Source organism: Noviluteimonas caseinilytica (genome assembly GCF_018406605.1).
In the GTDB taxonomy this organism is placed as follows: Bacteria; Pseudomonadota; Gammaproteobacteria; order Xanthomonadales; family Xanthomonadaceae; genus Noviluteimonas; species Noviluteimonas caseinilytica.
In genome coordinates this window covers 1,081,462-1,094,898 of the sequence record NZ_AP024545.1, presented here as the reverse complement: position 1 = coordinate 1,094,898, position 13,437 = coordinate 1,081,462, and the positions used below count along the sequence as shown (strand labels likewise).

14 protein-coding genes and 1 tRNA gene are annotated in these 13,437 nt (G+C 67.4%); 5 read left to right on the top strand and 10 right to left on the bottom strand.

Going from position 1 to position 13,437, the window contains the following annotated elements:
• Positions 1 to 68 precede the first annotated feature (68 nt).
• A complete protein-coding gene (locus LYSCAS_RS05455) occupies positions 69 to 728 on the top strand; it encodes a YgjP family zinc-dependent metalloprotease (RefSeq protein WP_244858673.1) in 660 nt (219 codons plus the stop codon).
• A 146-nt stretch (positions 729 to 874) separates the two neighbouring features.
• Here LYSCAS_RS05455 and LYSCAS_RS05450 read toward each other — a convergent pair.
• From LYSCAS_RS05450 to dtd, 8 genes are all read right to left on the bottom strand, one after another.
• Positions 875 to 947, bottom strand: a tRNA-Ile gene (locus LYSCAS_RS05450).
• 33 nt (positions 948 to 980) lie between these two features.
• Positions 981 to 1,235: a cyd operon YbgE family protein gene (locus LYSCAS_RS05445; protein ID WP_213436468.1), complete on the bottom strand. Its 255-nt coding sequence runs from the start codon at positions 1,233 to 1,235 to the stop codon at positions 981 to 983.
• Complete coding sequence (gene cydX / locus LYSCAS_RS05440) at positions 1,235 to 1,360, bottom strand: cytochrome bd-I oxidase subunit CydX (RefSeq protein ID WP_213436466.1); 126 nt, start codon at positions 1,358 to 1,360, stop codon at positions 1,235 to 1,237. The genes LYSCAS_RS05445 and cydX overlap by 1 nt, the downstream gene beginning before the upstream one ends.
• 1 nt (position 1,361) lies before the next feature.
• Positions 1,362 to 2,486 carry a cytochrome d ubiquinol oxidase subunit II gene (gene cydB, locus LYSCAS_RS05435; RefSeq protein ID WP_213436464.1) on the bottom strand — a complete coding sequence of 375 codons (1,125 nt, stop codon included), beginning with the start codon at positions 2,484 to 2,486 and terminating at the stop codon, positions 1,362 to 1,364.
• Between the two features lie 10 nt (positions 2,487 to 2,496).
• Positions 2,497 to 4,062 carry a cytochrome ubiquinol oxidase subunit I gene (locus LYSCAS_RS05430; RefSeq protein ID WP_213436462.1) on the bottom strand — a complete coding sequence of 522 codons (1,566 nt, stop codon included), beginning with the start codon at positions 4,060 to 4,062 and terminating at the stop codon, positions 2,497 to 2,499.
• Between the two features lie 5 nt (positions 4,063 to 4,067).
• On the bottom strand, positions 4,068 to 4,352 hold the full coding sequence (cydP, locus tag LYSCAS_RS05425) for a cytochrome oxidase putative small subunit CydP (protein WP_213436460.1): 285 nt from the start codon (positions 4,350 to 4,352) through the stop codon (positions 4,068 to 4,070).
• Entirely contained in the window at positions 4,349 to 6,208 is a 1,860-nt protein-coding gene (gene rpoD / locus LYSCAS_RS05420) for an RNA polymerase sigma factor RpoD (protein WP_213436458.1), read from the bottom strand. Before rpoD ends, cydP begins: the two co-directional genes overlap by 4 nt.
• A gap of 97 nt (positions 6,209 to 6,305) precedes the next feature.
• The gene (gene dtd / locus LYSCAS_RS05415; protein ID WP_213436456.1) at positions 6,306 to 6,746 is read right to left on the bottom strand and encodes a D-aminoacyl-tRNA deacylase; all 441 of its coding nucleotides are present in this window, start codon (positions 6,744 to 6,746) and stop codon (positions 6,306 to 6,308) included.
• Between the two features lie 142 nt (positions 6,747 to 6,888).
• Here dtd and LYSCAS_RS05410 point away from each other — a divergent pair, with 142 nt between their 5' ends.
• Genes LYSCAS_RS05410 through LYSCAS_RS05400 form a run of 3 tightly spaced genes read left to right on the top strand, consistent with a single transcriptional unit; the run spans position 6,889 to position 9,825 of the window.
• Entirely contained in the window at positions 6,889 to 7,845 is a 957-nt protein-coding gene (locus LYSCAS_RS05410) for a lauroyl acyltransferase (protein WP_213436454.1), read from the top strand.
• Positions 7,842 to 8,351 (top strand): PH domain-containing protein, encoded by a 510-nt coding sequence (locus LYSCAS_RS05405; RefSeq protein WP_213436452.1) that lies wholly within the window; start codon positions 7,842 to 7,844, stop codon positions 8,349 to 8,351. The genes LYSCAS_RS05410 and LYSCAS_RS05405 overlap by 4 nt, the downstream gene beginning before the upstream one ends.
• A complete protein-coding gene (locus LYSCAS_RS05400) occupies positions 8,338 to 9,825 on the top strand; it encodes a PH domain-containing protein (protein ID WP_213436450.1) in 1,488 nt (495 codons plus the stop codon). The genes LYSCAS_RS05405 and LYSCAS_RS05400 overlap by 14 nt, the downstream gene beginning before the upstream one ends.
• A gap of 4 nt (positions 9,826 to 9,829) precedes the next feature.
• Here LYSCAS_RS05400 and LYSCAS_RS05395 read toward each other — a convergent pair whose 3' ends face one another.
• Positions 9,830 to 10,954: a glycosyltransferase gene (locus LYSCAS_RS05395; RefSeq protein WP_213436448.1), complete on the bottom strand. Its 1,125-nt coding sequence runs from the start codon at positions 10,952 to 10,954 to the stop codon at positions 9,830 to 9,832.
• Between the two features lie 41 nt (positions 10,955 to 10,995).
• On the opposite strand from LYSCAS_RS05395, the gene LYSCAS_RS05390 reads away from it, so the two are divergent.
• Positions 10,996 to 11,751, top strand: coding sequence for a glycosyltransferase family 2 protein (locus LYSCAS_RS05390; protein ID WP_213436446.1), 756 nt, complete (start codon positions 10,996 to 10,998; stop codon positions 11,749 to 11,751).
• Here LYSCAS_RS05390 and LYSCAS_RS05385 read toward each other — a convergent pair whose 3' ends face one another.
• Positions 11,752 to 13,425, bottom strand: a complete 1,674-nt coding sequence (locus LYSCAS_RS05385) for an ArnT family glycosyltransferase (protein WP_213436444.1) — start codon at positions 13,423 to 13,425, stop codon at positions 11,752 to 11,754.
• Positions 13,426 to 13,437 lie beyond the last annotated feature (12 nt).

Here is a 13,437-nt window from a genome sequence, read left to right as displayed (position 1 = left end):
GCACCCGCTTGGTACTTCCTTACGGCGACAGTCGCATTCGCTGTGAGGTTCGGCGTTCGAAGCAACGCGTGAAGCGCAGCATCGCTATCCATGTCGAACCGGACGGGCGCGTGGTGGTCGATGCCCCCCTGCAGGCGGCCGACCCTGACATCCGCTTGGCAGTAGCGCGCCGATTGGCTTGGATCCACCGACGGATGGTGGAAGTCGAAAATCGCCAGCTAGTGGTCACCCCGCGCGAGTACGTCAGCGGAGAGACCGCGGTTTACTTGGGCCGCCGCTATCGCCTTAAGGTCGTAAGCGCCCAAGGCGGAAACCAGGTTCGCCTTCGGGCCGGCTACCTGGAGGTGGCCGTGAGCAACAGGTCTCCGGAGACCGTAAGACACGAACTCGAGCAGTGGTTCCAAGCCAGGGCAAAAGAGTTCCTGCCGACACGTCTGGCGATGATGTCAGAGCGCCTGAGATGGGTGAAGGCGATTCCACCGCTGTCGATCAGGCGCATGAGCAGGCAGTGGGGTAGTTGTTCTCCCCAAGGACGCATTTCCCTCAACGTGGGCCTAGTGCGCGTGCCTCGAGAATGCATCGACTATGTGCTGCTCCACGAGCTGACTCACCTCAGGGAGCACAACCATGGACCAGCGTTCTATCGACTACTTGACCGACACCTGCCCAATTGGAAGCGAACCAAGGCGCGGCTGGACGGGCTAGCCGAGGTAGCCCTGATTCGATAGAACGGCTGAAATGCTTTGAGACGCGCTTGAGCTTGAGCAATTCTTCGAGTGGTCGCGAGGTTGCTGGTACGTCGCAAGGGAATCCGTGAGACACGATGGATCACACTTTGCACCAGCGAATGGGTGCATTAAGGGTCTGCAGATTGTGGGCCCACCAGGACTCGAACCTGGAACCAAAGGATTATGAGTCCTCTGCTCTAACCATTGAGCTATAGGCCCGTCGCGACGCGCATCTTAGCCGTGGTTGCGACGTCAGCCTATTCGCCACCAGGCCAGGCACAACACCCCGGCAAGGGGCCACAGCACCCACGGCGACACGATCCGCCGGACCCACGCCCGATCCGGCAGATACCCGATCCCGTGGACGACCAACGCGCATACCAGGAACAACGTCGGCGTCAGCAGTCCATGTTCCGCCGACGTGAGTTCGCGCCCCCGCATCGCAGGCAACACCAGCAACGCCGCGACTGCCGCGAACGCCAGGACCAGCGACACCGCCTTCGCCATCAACGCTCCCGGTGCGGTGGCGCGTCGTCGCGCGTCCTGTCGTCGTGGATTTCGTACCACATGGCATTGAGGATCGCGAACGCGCTGGCGAACGCCAATCCCAGGATCCAGGTGAAATACCACATCTCAGTAACCCTCCTCGGACTCTTCGACATGCGCGCGCGTGACCTGCCCGCGCATCACCCGGAACGCCCACGTGCTGTACGCCAGCACCAGCGGCAGCAACACGACGGTGGCGAACAACATCGTGCCCAGCGTGCTCTTGCTCGACGACGCATCCCACACCGTCAGGCCTTGCGAGGGATCGGTGGCGGACGGCAGCAGGAACGGGAACAACGCGAAGCCGCCGGTGAACACGATCGCTGCCACCGCGATCGCGCTCGCCACGAATGCGAGACGACGCGCGCGCAACACGACGACGCCGACGAGGCCGAGGCCCGCGATCACCGCGGCGGGCCACGCCCACGGCAAGCGGCCCGCGCCGGTCATCCATCCGCCGGCGACCACGCTCACCTGCTTGTGAAGCGGATTCGACGGCCCGTTGCCATCCACCACGCTCGCGAGCACGTGCCCGGGCAGCGACGTCAGCCACAGCCCGCAGCCGATGAAGGCGACGAGCGCCACGATCGCCGCGATGCGTGCGATCCGCTGCGCGCGTGCGCCGACCGGATCCTCGATCTTCATCGCGGCAAACGTCCCGCCATGCGCCACCAGCATCGACAGGCTCAACACGCCGCACAGCAACGCGAACGGATGGAACAACCCGATGAAGCTGCCGTCGTACACCGAGCGCAGCGAGTCGGTGTAATGGAACGGCACGCCGAGGAACAGGTTGCCGAACGCCACGCCGAACACCAGCGACGGCACCGCCCCCGCGATCGTGAGCGCCCAGTCCCACGCGCCGCGCCATTGCAGCGACGTCAGCTTGTTCCGGAACGCGAAGCCCACGGGACGCAGGATCAACGCGAGCAACACCAGCAACATCGCGAAATAGAAGCCGGAGAACGCGGCCCCGTACAACAGGGGCCACGCCGCGAATACCGCGCCGCCGCCCAGCACGAACCACACCTGGTGGCCTTCCCAGTGCGGCTCGATCGCTTCGATCGCCATGCGCCGCTCGACGTCGTCGCGCGCGATCAATCGCAGGATCGCGCCGACGCCAAGGTCGTAGCCGTCGGTGACGGCGAAGCCCGCCAGCAACACGCCCAGCAGCAGCCACCACATCAGTCGCAGGGTTTCGTAGTCGAACATGACCGACTCCTCAGGCGTGCGGCAGGGTGGGCGTGCGGCGATGCGGCAGCGGCCACATCGACAATCCGTCGGGTCCGGCCATGATCGTGCGTCGCATCAACATGACGTCGAAGATCGCCAGGCCCGTGTACAGCACGACGAAGCCGATCAGGCTGCCCATCACCTGCCCCGAGCTGGTGGACGACACGCCGAGGAAGGTGGGCAGCACGCCGTCGATCGCCCAAGGCTGGCGCCCGTATTCGGCGACGATCCAGCCCAGTTCGATCGCGATCCACGGCAGCGGCAGGCTCCAGAGCGCGATGCGCAGGAACCAGGGTTTGTCGAGCTTGCGCGTGCTCGCCAGGTAGAACGCGTAGCCGAACAGGCCGATGAAGAACAACCCCAGCGCGACCATGATGCGGAACGAGAAGAACAGCACGGGCACGTTCGGCACCGTGCTCCACGCGGCGCGTTCGATCACCGATTCGTCGGCTTTCGATGGATCGCTCACGTAGCGCAAGGCCAGCAGGCCGAAGCCGAGGTCGCCTTGCAGCGCCTCGAAGGCGGCGCGTTTCTCCGGGTTCTTCGGATCCACGCGCACCGCCTGCAACGCCGAATACGCGGCGATGCCGTTGCGGATGCGTTGCCGATTGGCTTCCACCAGTTCGTGGATGCCGGGCACTTCCTCATCGAGCGAACGTGTTGCGATCAATCCCAGCGCCCACGGCACGCGGAGCGCCGGGGACGTCTCGCGCCGTTCCATGCTCGGCACGCCGATGACGGTGAACGAGGCCGGCGCTTCGTGCGTGTGCCACTCGGCTTCGATCGCGGCGACTTTCATCTTCTGGTTTTCCGACGCGGTGTAACCGCTCTCGTCGCCGAGCACGACCACCGACAACGCCGACGCCAGCCCGAAGCTCGCCGCCACCGTGAGCGAGCGCTTCGCGAACTCGATGTTGCGCCCGCGCAGCAGGTACCACGCGCTGATCGAGAGCACGAACATCGCGCCGGTCACGTAGCCCGCGCTCACCGTGTGCACGAACTTCGCCTGCGCCACCGGGTTGAACAGCACCGCCGGGAAGTCGGTGACTTCCATGCGCATGGTTTCGAAGTTGAACTTCGCGCCGACCGGGTTCTGCATCCAGCCGTTGGCTATCAGGATCCACAGCGCCGACAGGTTGGCGCCCAGGGCCGTCAGCCACGTCACGACCAGGTGCTGCAGCTTCGAGAGCTTGTTCCAGCCGAGGAAGAACAGGCCGACGAACGTGCTTTCGAGGAAGAACGCCATCAGCCCTTCGATCGCCAGCGGCGCGCCGAAGATGTCGCCGACGTAGTGCGAGTAGTACGCCCAGTTGGTGCCGAACTGGAACTCCATCGTGATGCCGGTCGCCACGCCCATCGCGAAGTTGATGCCGAACAGCACGCCCCAGAACTTCGTCATCTGCTTCCAGATCGCGCGCCCGGTCATGACGTACACGCTTTCCATGATCGCCATCATCAGCGCCAGGCCCAGCGTGAGCGGCACGAACAGGAAGTGGTACAGCGCGGTGACGGCGAACTGCAGGCGTGAGAGATCCACGACATGGAAGTCGGGCATGGGCGTCAACTCGGCAAGTGGAGGAGGTCGGACACGTCGTCGGGACCGGGCGAAGGCCGGTGCGCGGCGGAGAAGAAGAGGAAGAACAGCAGCGCGATCAGCGCCAGCTTGATGGCGATCACCGCGGCCAGGTGCCGCCGCAGCAATGCGAGCCAACCCGGAGCCCCGGGATCGGCGGATGGGTGCTGGTGGGGTCCGGGCACGCCGCGCACGATACGCCGAATCGCGGCGCAAAGAAAAAGCCCCGCGTTGGCGGGGCTTTTCCGGGTGTTGCGTGCGGCCTCGATCAATCGATGTCGAGGAAGCTCCGCAGCTGCTCCGAACGGCTCGGGTGGCGCAGCTTGCGCAGGGCCTTGGCTTCGATCTGGCGGATGCGCTCGCGGGTGACGTCGAACTGCTTGCCGACTTCCTCGAGGGTGTGGTCGGTATTCATGTCGATGCCGAAGCGCATGCGCAGCACCTTGGCTTCCCGCGGGGTCAGGCCGGCGAGGACGTCGCGCACGGTTTCCGACAGGTTGATGTTGGTGGTGGATTCGATCGGGGACTCGACGTTGGTGTCTTCGATGAAATCGCCGAGGTGCGAATCCTCGTCGTCGCCGATCGGCGTCTCCATCGAGATCGGTTCCTTGGCGATCTTCATGACCTTCCGGATCTTGTCTTCCGGCATGTCCATTTCCTTCGCAAGCTCCTCCGGCGTGGCCTCGCGGCCGAACTGCTGGAGCATCTGGCGGGAAATGCGGTTGAGCTTGTTGATCGTCTCGATCATGTGCACCGGGATGCGGATGGTGCGCGCCTGGTCGGCGATCGAACGCGTGATGGCCTGGCGGATCCACCAGGTGGCATACGTGGAGAACTTGTAGCCGCGGCGATATTCGAACTTGTCCACCGCCTTCATCAGGCCGATGTTGCCTTCCTGGATGAGGTCGAGGAACTGCAGGCCGCGGTTGGTGTACTTCTTGGCGATGGAGATCACGAGGCGCAGGTTGGCCTCCACCATTTCCTTCTTCGCCTTGCGCGCCTTGGCTTCGCCGTAGGCCATCGTGCGGCTGATGTCCTTGATGTCGGCCAGCGTCAGGTACAACGCGGATTCCACGGCGATCGTGGCTTCCTGCTCGGCGACGATCTGGTCCTTGACGTCGCGCAGGCCCGACGACCACTTCTGCTTGCGCTTGAGGACTTCATCCACCCAGCCCAGGTTGGTCTGGTTGCCTTCCCAGGCGCGCAGGAAATCCTTGCGGGGCATCTTCGCCACGCGCGTGGCGAGGTCGAGGATGCGGCGCTCGTGGTCCTTGATCTCGCCCACGACGTCGCGCAGCTTGCGCACCAGCGTGTCGGTGAGCGGCAGCGGGAGCTTGAAGGTCATGAAGACCTCGGCCATCTCCTCGCGCAGCTTGGCGACCGGCTTGGCGACGGGGCCGTTCTTCGCGTACGACTTCTGGAACTTCTGGTACAGCGCGGCCATGTTGTCCATGCGGCGCAGCACTTCGGCCGGGTCCGGGCCGGTGGGGCCGGTTTCTTCGGCTTCCTCGGCGGCGGCTTCCTCGACTTCTTCTTCTTCGGTCTCGGCGGCGTCGTCGGCCACTTCGGCCACGGCCGGGATTTCCGGCACGGGTTCCTCGATGTCGTTGAAGCCCGCGACGATTTCCGCCAGGCGCTTCTTGCCGCCCTTGTGCAGGTCGTATTCCTCCAGCAGCAGCTGGATGGACCACGGGAAGCTCGCCAGTGCGCCGAGCATCTGGTTGAGGCCTTCCTCGATGCGCTTGGCGATGGCGATTTCGCCTTCGCGCGTCAGCAGCTCGACCGTGCCCATCTCGCGCATGTACATGCGCACGGGGTCGGTGGTGCGGCCGCCTTCGGAATCCAGCGCGGTGAGCGCGGCGGCGGCTTCTTCGGCCGCGGTGTCGTCGACTTCGCGGCCGCCGCCGGACGAGCCGGCGAGGAGCAGGGTTTCAGCGTCGGGCGCAACTTCGTGCACCTCGATGCCCATGCCGTTGATCATGCCGATGATGTCTTCGATCTGTTCGGGATCGACGACGTCGTCGGGCAGGTGATCGTTGACTTCGGCGTAGGTCAGGTAACCCTGTTCCAGGCCCTTGCTGATCAGCTGCTTGATGTCGGACTGGGGGGCCTGGCGTTCGGTTGCCATGTAGGTGCGCCACCATGATGAGGGTTTGAAAGAACCCGGCATTATACGCCCGGGGGTGTCGATTCCGTCCTGACGATGACGGGTTCGAACGATCGGGTCAGGGCCGGAGGAGGAAGGTGACCGGTCCGTCGTTCACCAATCGAACGGTCATATGGGCCCCGAACCGGCCGCTTTCCACCCTGCCCGCATGCTTTTCGCGGCAGATTGCCAGCAAGCGGTTGAAGCCGGGTTCAGCGTCCGAAGGCGCGGCGGCCGTGCTGAAGCCGGGGCGCATCCCGGACCGGGTATCGGCCGCCAGGGTGAACTGGCTGACCAGCAGCAGCCCGCCGCCGGTATCGGTCACCGAGCGGTTCATCCGGCCTTCCCCGTCGTCGAACACCCGGTAGCCCAGGAGCCGATCGGCCATGCGGGCGATCTGGGCGTCGGTGTCGCCGGGCTCCATGCCGACCAGAGCCAGCAGGCCGCCATCGATGGCGCCCACCACCTGGCCCTCGACTTCCACGCTCGCGGCGGTGACGCGCTGGATCAGGACGAGCATGTCGGGGTCTCGATGTGTGGCCGCAAAACGCTAGCAGAAGCCGGGACCAGGGACCGGGGACCAGGGACCAGGCGCGGCGCTTGCTGTTGGTCCCCGGTCCCTGGTCCCCGGTCCCGGCGTCACGCAACGCTAGACTCCGCCGGTGACCGACCTTGCCGCGCGCTTCCTCCATTTCCTCGCCACCACCGTTGCCCGCCTGCCGTGGCCGCTGCTGCGCGGGTGCGCCGATGCCTTCGCCGCCCTGCAGGCGCGGGGGCAGGGCCGCATGGGCAAGGTGGTGCGGCGCAACCTCGAACTCGCCTATCCCGACCAGCTGCCCGGCCAGCGCGAAGGCCTGCGCGCCCGGGTGCTGCGCACGACCGCGCGACAACTCTTCGAAACCCTGCGCTTCTGGACGCGCCCGCATGCGAAGAACCTCGCCGCGATCCGCGAATCACACGGCGTGGACCTGTTCGATGCGGCGATCGCGTCCGGCAAGGGCGTCATCGTCGCCGCGCCGCATTACGGCAGCTGGGAATTGCTCAACCAGTGGCTCGCTGCGCGCACGCCGCTGGCGATCCTCTATGCACCGCCGGAATCGCGCATCGGCGAAGGCTTCCTGCGCCGCGTGCGCGCCGCGCACGGCGATGCCGATCGCGTGACGCAGGTGCGCGCCGAAGGCCCCGCGATCCGCCAGTTGTTCAAGCTGCTGCAGGGCGGCGGCGTGATCGGGATCCTGCCGGACCAGCAACCGAAGGCGGGCGATGGGGAGTTCGCGCCGTTCTTCGGCATTCCCGCATTGACGATGACGTTGCTGACGCGCCTCGCGCAGCGCACCGGCGCGATCGTGTTGCTGGGATATTGCGAGCGCATCGCCGAATCCGACGACGGCCCGCTGTTCGCGTTGCGCTTCGAACCGGTGCCCGATGCCGCCGACGGCGTCGCGGCCCTCAACGCCGCGGTGGAACGCGTCGCGCGCCGCGACCCTGCGCAATACCAGTGGACCTACAAGCGCTTTTCGATCCCTGCGCCCGGCTCGACGCTCGGCAATCCGTACTGGCCCGACTGCTACCCTGCGCGGGCGCAACGCGACGCGCTCAAACGACAAGCCCCGCCATGACCGACGCCGTGCCCGAAGCAGATCCCGCAGCGCACCCCGTCCTCGCCGACTGGCGCCCGCTGCCGCCGCGCGCACGTTCGCTCTTCATGCTCTCGCACGCCACGATGGGATTGGCGCTCGCCGTTCCCGTCGCAATCGTGTCGGCCTCGACGCACTACGTCCCGATGATTCCCGCCGTGCTCGGCGCGCTGGTCATCGGCGCGGGCCTCGGTGCGTGGCTCGGCGCGAAACGCTTCCGCTCCCGGGCGTGGCGGCTGGACGAGGACGGCTTCGGCTATCGCAGCGGACGCCTGTTCCATCGCGAAACCCGCGTGCCCGCCTCGCGCGTGCAGCACCTGGACCTCAGGCACGGCCCGTTCGAACGCCACTGGAAGCTCGCCACGCTCGTCATCCACACCGCGGGCAGCAAGATGAGCGCCGTGTCGGTGACGGGCCTGGACGCCGACGACGCTGAAGTCCTCCGCGACCGCCTCGCACGCCAGCTCGAAACCGATGACGCCCTCTGAATCGCGGCGCCTGCATCCGTGGTCGTGGCTGTTCGTGCTGCTGCACCAGATGCGGCAGTTCATCCTGCCGCTCATCGCCACGTTTTTCTTCAAGGGCGACCGCGACGAACTGTGGCCGCTGATCGGCGTCGGCATCCTCACGCTCACCTCGGCGCTGCAATACCTGACGTATCGCTGGCAGGTCGGCACCGACGGCCTGACGATCCGCAGCGGTTGGCTCAATCGCCAGCGGCGCGAGATTCCGTTCGCGCGCATCCATAACGTCGTCGTCGAGCAGTCGATGCTGCATCGCGTGTTCGGCGTGGCGGAAGTGCGGCTGGAATCGGCCGGCGGCGACAAGCCCGAAGCGAGCATGCGCGTCCTGCGCCTGGACGATGCGCTCGCGCTGGAACGCCTGGTGCGCCATCGCGGCGCCACGCAATCGACGGAAGCCGCGAACGTCGAAGCCACTGCGCCCGCACCGACCACGCTGCTCGCCATGGATGTGCGCGAGGTCCTGCGCTACGGCCTGATCTCCAACCGCGGCCTGCTGCTGCTCGCCGGCGCGTACGCCGCGTCGATGCAGTTCAGCCCGCGCCTGCTCGAGAACCTCTTCGAATCCTGGGTGCGCAGCCTGTTCGGCTTCGCCGATGCGCATCACTTCGGTGCGCCGACGTACGCGCTCGCCCTCGTGTCGCTGGCGGTCGTGCTCATCGCGTTGCTGCGCATGCTGTCGATCGGCTCGGCGCTGCTGCAGTACTACGGCTTCCGCCTGAGCGAAGACGGCCCGCGCCTCACGGTGGAACGCGGCCTGCTCGCGCGCACGCGCAGCAGTGCATCGCGCCGCCGCCTGCAGGCGTGGACGATGCAGGAAGGCCTGCTGCATCGCTTGCTGCATCGACGCACGTTGAAAGTGGACACCGCCGGCGCGGGCACCAGCGAACACGGCCAGCGACGCCAGCGCGCCTTCCGCGAACTCGCGCCCATCGCGACGCCCGAGAAGTGCGATGCCCTGATCGAACACCTGTTGCCGCCGGACGCGGGCTGGGGCCAGCTCGACTGGCATGGCACGCATTGGAGTACGTGGGTGCGCGCGTTCCTGCCGGGCGTCTTCATCCCGATCGCGATCGCGACGGCCCTGACCTGGAACGTCGGGCCCATCGGCCTGCTCGTGCTGCTCTGGCTCCCGTGGGCCGCGTTCGTGGCGCGCAAGCACGCCTCGCATTCGGCCTACGCGATCAACGACCGCATCGTCGCCGTGCGCGGCGGCTGGTGGTCGAAGCACTGGCGCTTCGCCGAACTCGACAAGTTGCAGGCCTTGTCGCTGTCGCGCTCGCCGTTCGACCGGCCGTGGGGCACGGCGTCGGTGTGGCTGGATACGGCGGGGGCGGGATCGTCGACGCCATTGCGCGTTGCGTGCCTGCCGGAAGCCGAAGCACGCGCCCTCGTCGATCGCCTTGCGCACGTGCTGGCGCGCCGCAAGTTGCGCTGGTGACGCCTCAGGCGTTGCGTGCGAGCGTCAGGAAGAGGTTTTCGTAGCGCGTGTGCATCAGCTCGCGGCCGTGGTCCTCGAATGCCACGCGTCGCGCCGCCGCACCCATGCCCGCGGCCAGCACGTCGTCGCGCAGCAATTGTTCGAACGCATCGGCCATCGCCACCGGATCGGATTCGGCGACCAGCCGCCCGTCGTGCCCATCCTCGATCACTTCGCGCACGCCCGGCACATCGCTGCCCACCACCGCGCAGCCCGCCGCCATGCCTTCCAGCAACGCGAGCGGCATGCCTTCGTAATGCGTGCTCAACGCGGCGATGCGATGCGACATCAGCAACTCGGGCACGTTGCGCGCGACGCCGAGGAACGACACTTGCGACGCGATGCCGAGCTCGGCGGCGAGGTTTTCGAGCGGCTTGCGATGCATCGCCTTGCCACCGCCCGCGAACAGGACCGGCGGCGTGAGGCCGCGTTCGCGCAGCAATCCCACGGCGCGCAGCAGCGTCGCGTGGTCCTTCTGCTTGGAGAAGCGCGCGACCATCACGATGCCGGGGATGCGTCCGGCGAGCGGCTGCGCTTCGGCGTCGGCGAACGGATCCAGCCGGATCCCGTTCGGGATCGCGATCGTCTTCTCCGCCGGCATGCCCATCTCCAGCAGCACGCGTCGCACGCCTTCGGAACAGCCGACGATGCGATCCGTGCGCGCGGCCAGCCAGCGCGTCTGTCGCAGCCGCCAGCGCGTGTAGCGTTCGCGCGTGTTGTGCTCGACGTGCACCAGGTGCGGCACCTGCGCCAGCAGGCCCGCGTAACGGCCCCACAGGTGTTCGCTGAAGCCGTGCGCGACCAGCACGTCGGGCTGGAACGCGCGGCACGCCTGCACGAGCGCGAAGATCGTCGCGGCATGCGACCAGCCCGGCACCACGTCCACGGGCACGCCGGCCTGTTCGAGTTCGGCGATGCGGCGCGGATCGGTGCGGCGCTTGCGGCGCAGGACCAGCAGCGGCTCGATCGCGGGGCTCGCCATGCCGGCCTGGACCAGCGCGATGGCGACCTGCGTGGCGCCGCCGGAGAACCCGCCGGTCACGAAATGCAGCACGCGGACGGGGCGCGGGTCGGGTGCGGTCGTTGGCATGCAGGGAGTCTAGCGCGGCGGCCGCGGGCATAATCCCGCGCATGCCTGAGTCCTTGCCCCTGTCCGGCGTCGTCATCACGAAGAACGAAGCCGACCGCATCGAACGCTGCGTGGCCTCGATGCGCGCGCTGTGCAGCGAAGTGATCGTGCTCGATTCCGGTTCGACCGACGACACCGTGCACCTCGCCGCGGCCGCCGGTGCGCGCGTGGAATCGATGGAATGGCAGGGCTTCGCGCTGCAGAAGAACGCGGCGATCGCGATGGCGCGCGAACCCTGGGTGTTGCTGCTGGACGCGGACGAATGGCTGGAAGCGCCGGCGCAACGCGAAGTGCGCGCGCTGTTCGCGGGCGACCTCGAGCAGGCGGACGTCTGGTTGCTGCTGCGTCGCACGCATTTCCTCGGCCACGCGCTGCGCGGCGGCAGCTTCGCGCGCGAGCCGGTGCATCGCCTGTTCCGTTCGACGCTGCGCCACGGCCTGCGCGCCGTGCACGAATACCTGGACGTCGCCGGCCGCACCGTGCGCACCTCGCGCATCGTGCTGGAACACGACACCGCGCGCAGCGCGGAGGAATACTGGTTGAAGCTCCAGCGTTACGCAGCGTTGTGGGCGGGCGAGCAGCGCGCGAAGGGGCGCAGCGCGGGCCCGATGCGCGGCGTGTTCGCCGCGACGGCGTACCTGCTCAAGAACCTCGTGCTGCGCGGCGGCTTCGTCGACGGTGCCGCCGGCCTGCGCTTCCACTGGCTGCACGCGAAGTATTCGAAGCTGAAATACGACCTGCTGGCGCGCGCTGCGTAGTCAGCGGCAACCCGCGACGGCGTTCGCGTCCACCACCCACCATGCGCGGCGGTTCGCCGTGCCGACGGGTTGCGCCTTGCTGCGATCCACGCACTTGTCGAGCGCTTCATCCAGCACGAACAGGCGCCGATGCGCGGGATCCATGCGCAACCAGGTCAAGCCCGCCGCGAACTGCACGTCGAACGGCTGGCGGAACCCGAAGTCTTCCGTCGGCCCGACCGCTTGCAGCAGGTTCTGTTCCTTCCACCCGACCAGGCCCAGCGTGGCATCGCCGGCGAGGGCACGGCCGCGTTCCATCACCGCGCGCGACGAGTTCTCCGGATCCAGCAACACCGCGGTGCCGCTGAACAACACGATCACCAGCAACGACAGCGCGACCGCAGACCCGCGCAGCGCATCGCGCCGCCACCACGCCATCGCCGCGAGCATCGCCGCACCGCAGGCGGCGAGCAGCCACCACAATGCATCGCTGGCCGGATCGAGCCCGCGCTCGCTTTCGATGCGCACCTCGAACGACGGATCGCGCAGCACGGCGAACAGGCCCGCACCGAGGAACACCAGCCCCAGCACGACGACCAGCGCGACCAGGCACGCGCGGAACCCGCGTTTGCCGACGACGTCCGCCAGGTAAGGCCCCGCCGCCAGCGCCACCATCGGCAGCATCGGCAGGATGTACATGTCGCGCTTGCCGGGACTGGCGCTGAAGAACACCAGTACCAGCACTGCCCACGCCAGCGGCAGCCACACGCGGGCATCGCGCGCGCGCCACGCATCGCGCCAGCGCGGCGCGACCCACGGCAGCGCGAGCGCGAACGGCATCCAGAAGCCCGCGATGATCGGCAGGAAATACCAGAACGGCTGCGTGTGGTGCCACGCGCTCGCATAGCGGGTGGCCGTCTGCTTGAACAGCAACTCGTGCAGGTAGGCGCGGTGTTCGGCGTCGCCGCTGGTCATCGCCGTGATCACCATCGGCGCGAACCACAGCGCGATCGCCGCGAGGAACGCCAGCGCGCCCGCACTCCAGCGCCACGCGTTGTGCGAACCGAGCTGCGCCAATCCGTCCCACTTGCGCCAGCGCATCCACGCGTACGGAACCAACATCAGCAACGCGAGGAAGCCGACGCCCTTGCTGATCACGCCCAGGCCCGCCGCGAAGCACCCGATCCAGTACCAGCGCCACGCCGGCCCGCCGTGCGACGGCCCGCGCAACACGTGCCGCGCGATCCCGTACACGCCCAGCGTGATGAAGCACACCACCGTGGGATCGATCTGCGCGCGCTTGGCCTGGTAGAGGAACTGCGCGCACGCCAGCACGCCGATCGCCGCCCACAGGCCCGCACGATGCGAGAACAAGCGCCGGCCCAAGTCGTAGGTGAGCCACAGCGTGGCCATCGCCGCGATGAGCGAGGGCAGCAGGAAGGCGATGTTCCAGTTGCGCACCACCGCGTAGCAGGCGCCGATCAGCCAGAAGAACAGGGGCGGCTTGTCCGCGTACAACTCGTGGCCGCGATGCGGGAACAACCACTGGCCCGAGTCCCACATCTGCTTGGCGACGAGCGCGAAGCGCGGTTCGTCCGCGGGCCACGGCGCGCGCAGGCCGATGCCCGCGGCCAGCACCACGAAGGCGATCGCGAGGAACCAGAAGAGTTCGCGGCGTTGGCGGGCGTCATCCATGCGGCACGCACC

Bases quoted from the DNA above. Each gene is read 5' to 3' on its own strand.
- LYSCAS_RS05445 (WP_213436468.1), bottom strand. From the start codon at position 1,235: ATGGCGAAGGCGGTGTCGCTGGTCCTGGCGTTCGCGGCAGTCGCGGCG.
- cydX (WP_213436466.1), bottom strand. From the start codon at position 1,360: ATGTGGTATTTCACCTGGATCCTGGGATTGGCGTTCGCCAGCGCGTTC.
- cydB (WP_213436464.1), bottom strand. From the start codon at position 2,486: ATGTTCGACTACGAAACCCTGCGACTGATGTGGTGGCTGCTGCTGGGC.
- LYSCAS_RS05430 (WP_213436462.1), bottom strand. From the start codon at position 4,062: ATGCCCGACTTCCATGTCGTGGATCTCTCACGCCTGCAGTTCGCCGTC.
- rpoD (WP_213436458.1), bottom strand. From the start codon at position 6,208: ATGGCAACCGAACGCCAGGCCCCCCAGTCCGACATCAAGCAGCTGATC.
- dtd (WP_213436456.1), bottom strand. From the start codon at position 6,746: ATGCTCGTCCTGATCCAGCGCGTCACCGCCGCGAGCGTGGAAGTCGAG.
- LYSCAS_RS05405 (WP_213436452.1), top strand. From the start codon at position 7,842: ATGACCGACGCCGTGCCCGAAGCAGATCCCGCAGCGCACCCCGTCCTC.
- LYSCAS_RS05400 (WP_213436450.1), top strand. From the start codon at position 8,338: ATGACGCCCTCTGAATCGCGGCGCCTGCATCCGTGGTCGTGGCTGTTC.
- LYSCAS_RS05395 (WP_213436448.1), bottom strand. From the start codon at position 10,954: ATGCCAACGACCGCACCCGACCCGCGCCCCGTCCGCGTGCTGCATTTC.
- LYSCAS_RS05390 (WP_213436446.1), top strand. From the start codon at position 10,996: ATGCCTGAGTCCTTGCCCCTGTCCGGCGTCGTCATCACGAAGAACGAA.
- LYSCAS_RS05385 (WP_213436444.1), bottom strand. From the start codon at position 13,425: ATGGATGACGCCCGCCAACGCCGCGAACTCTTCTGGTTCCTCGCGATC.